The sequence below is a fragment of the Rhizobacter sp. P1_G5 genome, assembly GCF_056405435.1.
This window is the reverse complement of the sequence record NZ_JBFUCB010000528.1, coordinates 1-4,316: the sequence shown is the minus strand read 5'-3', so window position 1 is coordinate 4,316 and position 4,316 is coordinate 1. Positions and strand designations below refer to the sequence as shown.

2 protein-coding genes, 2 pseudogenes and 1 other annotated feature are annotated in these 4,316 nt (G+C 66.0%); of the genes and pseudogenes, 2 read left to right on the top strand and 2 right to left on the bottom strand.

All coding sequences use genetic code 11. The features are described from left to right. Window positions 1-257: pseudogene (locus AC1D12_RS26165) on the bottom strand (discoidin domain-containing protein); the annotation flags it as partial. A 480-nt stretch (window positions 258-737) separates the two neighbouring features. Then, a complete protein-coding gene (locus tag AC1D12_RS26160; protein WP_477843875.1) occupies window positions 738-2,903 on the bottom strand; it encodes a beta propeller repeat protein in 2,166 nt (721 codons plus the stop codon). A gap of 38 nt (window positions 2,904-2,941) precedes the next feature. On the opposite strand from AC1D12_RS26160, the gene AC1D12_RS26155 reads away from it, so the two are divergent. Then, on the top strand, window positions 2,942-3,133 hold the full coding sequence (locus tag AC1D12_RS26155; protein ID WP_477843873.1) for a hypothetical protein: 192 nt from the start codon (window positions 2,942-2,944) through the stop codon (window positions 3,131-3,133). Between the two features lie 628 nt (window positions 3,134-3,761). After that, window positions 3,762-4,316 (top strand): annotated as a pseudogene (locus AC1D12_RS26150) (transposase); the annotation flags it as partial. Continuing rightward, window positions 4,040-4,156, top strand: a sequence feature (AL1L pseudoknot). (Overlaps the previous pseudogene by 117 nt.)

Sequence of the window (4,316 nt, the reverse complement as noted above, 5' to 3'; positions counted from 1 at the left end):
CTGTTTGCCAACTGATTGAAGGCGGACGTCCACGGCTCCTTGCCCTGATCGACATACGCCTTGAGCGTCTGGAGATCCGAGAGGGTGAGCGGCGTACCCGGGTGCTTCATGGCATGAACCTGCTGTGAGCCTCCGCCTCCCGCGGAGCCGCTGCTTTCCGCCAAATCCTCGCTCGCGTTTTGCTCATCACTGCAAGAGATGAGTACGGCGGAGGTCAACAGGAGCAGCGCGCGGGCGAAGTTGGTGGTGTTGAACATATGAGCGGTCATTTCATACGTGCGGATTGGTTGCCCCGCCAAGCTCAACTTGGCGCACGACCTTCCTCGCTCCGATATCACGGTGATGAGATTGCGGCCTTCCGCAATGGATCAGCTTGATGTCGGTGCCGAAAATGGTGGTCCGTTCCTACCCACCATTTCAGTGACATCGTAGGCGCGAGAACTCGCGTAGTCATGACCGTAGCACGGCCGAAATCCGCAACGTGACGGAATCCGCCTTTCGACACATCATTCCCGAACTCATCGCCCCGTAGCGCTGCCCGGCCGATCCCGGCGCCCACTCGGCGGCGGAGACCTTGGCGGAAGGGTCGGCGTCAGCGGCCGCCGCACCACAGGCTACGGCAGCCAGTCCGGCACCTGCCACGGTGCGCACGAAGTCGCGGCGTGCCGGCTTATCGGGCAAGGTGCCCAACGCAGTTGCCTTGTTCATGAGCGATGCGGGGATGAAGTGGACGGGAGTCAATTGCTGTACAGCAGGCCCCGGCCGGTGCCGCTGGCGTAGATCCGGCCATAGACGTTCTGGTCGGCCGCCATGACGCTCATGCCGCCGAACTGGTGAGCGTCGTCGTTGAAGCGAGTCCAGGTCACGCCGGCGTCGTCGGAGCGGTACACACCCCACATGCCCTTCACCACGCCCACCACGTAGACCGCTGCCGAGTACGCAGCGCCGGGCTTGGCCTTGCCCAATGCCACCAGGGTGGCGCCCTGCACGTCGGGCCACGGGTTGCTGCCCGGGATCGACGCAAACTGGCTCAGCTTCGTCCAGGTCGCCCCTGAATCCACCGAACGGTACACGGCGTTGCCGTCGGCCAGCCAGAGGTCGCCCTCGGCGTTGGGGTTGACCGCGAGCGAATTGTTCGAGAAGTAGCCGGGGGCCAGCCCCGCGGCCACCGAGCCCTGGCTCAGCGTGAACGTGTGGCCGCCATCCGTCGACACGTAGACCTTGCCCGGCGTGCCCCACCAATGGCCGCCGGAATCGTAGGCATAGACCTTGTTCGGGTTCTTGCGATCTGCGACCAGGTGGTAGGCGCGGGGGAAGATGCTGTCGATCGCCGGCAGATTGGTCGGCACCCAGGTGGCGCCGTTGTCCGTGGTGTAGGACGGTACCGAGTAGCCGGGCGCCCAGACCGCCCTGTTGCGCGCCGTGACCGCGATGCTCGCTTCCCCACCCTTGTTGTCCGCGACGCCCGGCGGGTAGGTGGCGAACTTCGCCCAGGTCTTGCCGCCGTCGCCGGACCACGCGCCGTAGCTGGTGCTGTTGCCCAGGACGACGCCGATGGTGGCCATGTACTGCGGGTCCGACCACGCCATGTCGGCGGCGAAGCCGTTGCTCCAGCTGGTGGCCGGCGTCAGCGTCGGCTTGGTCGCGAGGTTGGTGTGCACCCAGGTGCCGATGTCGCCCGTACTGTTGATCACGGTGTACGTGGCGCCCGCCGGCGGCGTGGCCAGGCCCAGGACGGCAGTCTCCTCGATGCCGTCGTTCAGCTCGTTCCAGCTCGGGGTGGCCGAGGACGCGTTGCGGGTTTCCCAGACGCCGCCGCCATGGCCGTACAGGATGTGATCCCGGTTGGCAGGATCGATCTCGATGTCGTCGGGCCAGCCCCAGAAAGCCGCGTCGGCCGGCGTATGCGGCATGGTGGCCGCGATCTCGCGCCAGGTGCGGCCGGCATCGTCGGACAGCCGGATGATCTGCTGGCCGCTGAAGCTGCCCCAGGTGTTGGTCACACCCAGCGCAATGCGCGTGGTCGAGCCGGTGCCGGAGACGGACACGCCGCCGTAGCCGGCGGAGTCGTTGCTGTCGAGCAAGGTCCAGTTGCTGCCGTCGAACTTGTAGAGACGGGCGGGACCGCCGGCGCCCGGGCCGGTCTCCTTGGTGAAGGCCACATAGAACATGCCGTCTGCGGCGCGCACCATGTGCGGGATGTGATAGCCGGAGATCGGGACCGAGACCGGGGTCCACGAGGCGCCACCGTTGCCGGACTTGTACAGGTTCGAGGCCAGGCCTGCTGTCTGGACGTAGTCCGGCGCGATGGGCGCGTAGATCGTCTGCGTGGCGGACCCGCTGCCCTTGGTGCCGGTGTCGTAGACGACCGTCTCGACGCCCATCGCGCTGTWCATGCCCAAGGCATTGACCTGGTCCTGGGTCAACTGGGCGCTCGACAGCGACGTGACCTGGGCCCAGGTGAGGCCTGAGTCGGCGCTCTTCCATAGGCCAGCCGTGCGYGAGCCGTAGAACAGCGTCGACGGCTTGTTGGGGTCGACCATCAGGCGTTCGCCGATGGCCCGGCCGGGGTTGTTGCCGCCCAGGGGGAAAGGCAGGGCGACGTGGGTCCAGTGGTCACCGCGGTCGCTGGAGATGTACAGGCGGCCGTTGCCCCCGGACGTGTACATGCCGGCGGCCAGGTAGGCGAGCTGGTCGTTGTTCGGATCGACGGCGATGCTTTCGATGCCGTGGAATCGTTCCTCGCCTCCGCCGAAGCCCGGGCCGTCGGTGATGGGCGTCCAGGACGACGTGCCCTGGTTCCAGCGATAGGCGCCACCGACGTCGGTGCGCGCGTACAGCAGGTTGGCGGTGGTCGGATGGAAGACGAGGCCGCTGACGTAGCCGCCGCCGCCGAACTTCACGCTCTTCCAGGTGGTGGCCTGGGCAGGAGCAGGAGCAGGTGCTGGTGCTGGTGCTGGTGCTGGTGCTGGTGCTGGTGCTGGTGCAGGTGCAGGTGCAGGTGCAGAGCCGACAGGCGGCGATGGGGTGCCCGAGTTATTGCCACCTCCACAGGATGACAGCACCAGTGCGCACAGCAGTGCGCTTGTTGCAGTGGCACGTGTCGGGCGTTGGCTTGGCATGCTCATCGTGAAGTTCCTATGGCGTCAAAGTGCGGCGCGTACATGTCGTTCGACGTGCCACGCTCTCAATTCCCGGCGCGATTGTGTGGGGCGCGACATGGGGCAAAATTGATGAAACTGTGCCGAACCGACGAAAGCGACGTGCAGCGTTGGCGCGGCGAGACGCCATGCAACAGGATGCAAATTCAGACCGATTCGATTGACATCGAACAGCGACTGGTCCGACGCTCAGGTCCAGACCCAAAACGTCGCGGGCGTCTCGGTGACCCTCGCAGGCGGTGCGCGCGCAGTCGACGCGACGAGGCCCTCGCGCCCGAGATCGAGCGCGTCTGGCGGCCCAAGTTGCAGGTCTACGGTGGCGGAACAGGCGACTCCGCTGAGCACGCCGGCGTTTTCGTCGAGAAGCGTGGATATGAAGTTGCCGACATTCGATGCACTGATCCTCTGGCACCGATGAACATGGATTGGATCGGCCCACGGCCCTTCTCAGGGCCACCAAACTCACACTTCCTGGGCCTCACAAGAGGCGAGCCGAGAACCGCTGGCCCGCGGGTGAACGGCGTCCTCGTCCATCCGTGAAGGTCACTATTGAATCGCCCCGGGTATAGAGGAGGCTCCTTCGATTGAGAGAATGGAGCAATGAGGAAGTCCCCGAAGTTTTCACCCGAGGTGATGGAGCGCGCRGTGCGCATGGTTCTGGAGTCGCAGGGCCAATACGAGTCGCAGTGGGCGGCCATTGAGTCGATCGCSGGCAAGATCGGCTGCACGAGCGAGACGCTGMGGCGCTGGGTRAGGCAGGCCGAGCGCGACGAGGGGCTGCGCCCCGGGCCGACGACGAGCGAGCAGCAGCGCATCAAGGAGCTCGAACGCGAGGTGCGSGAGCTGCGCCAGACCAACGAGATCTTGAAGCTGGCGAGCGCGTTTTTCGCGAAGGCGGAGCTCGACCGCCATCACAAGAAGTGAGAGCGTTCATCGACACGCAGCGCGGGCACTTCGGGGTCGAGCCGATCTGCAAGGCGTTGCAGGTTGCCCCGTCGGGTTACTGGCGCCACGCGGCGCGCTTGCGCAACCCGGCGCTCGTGCCGCAGCGAGCCAGGCGCGATGCCGTCCTGGTCGATGAGGTCCAGCGGGTGCACCGCGCCAACCTGCAGGTCTATGGCGCTCGCAAGGTCTGGCGGCAATTGCACCGCGAGG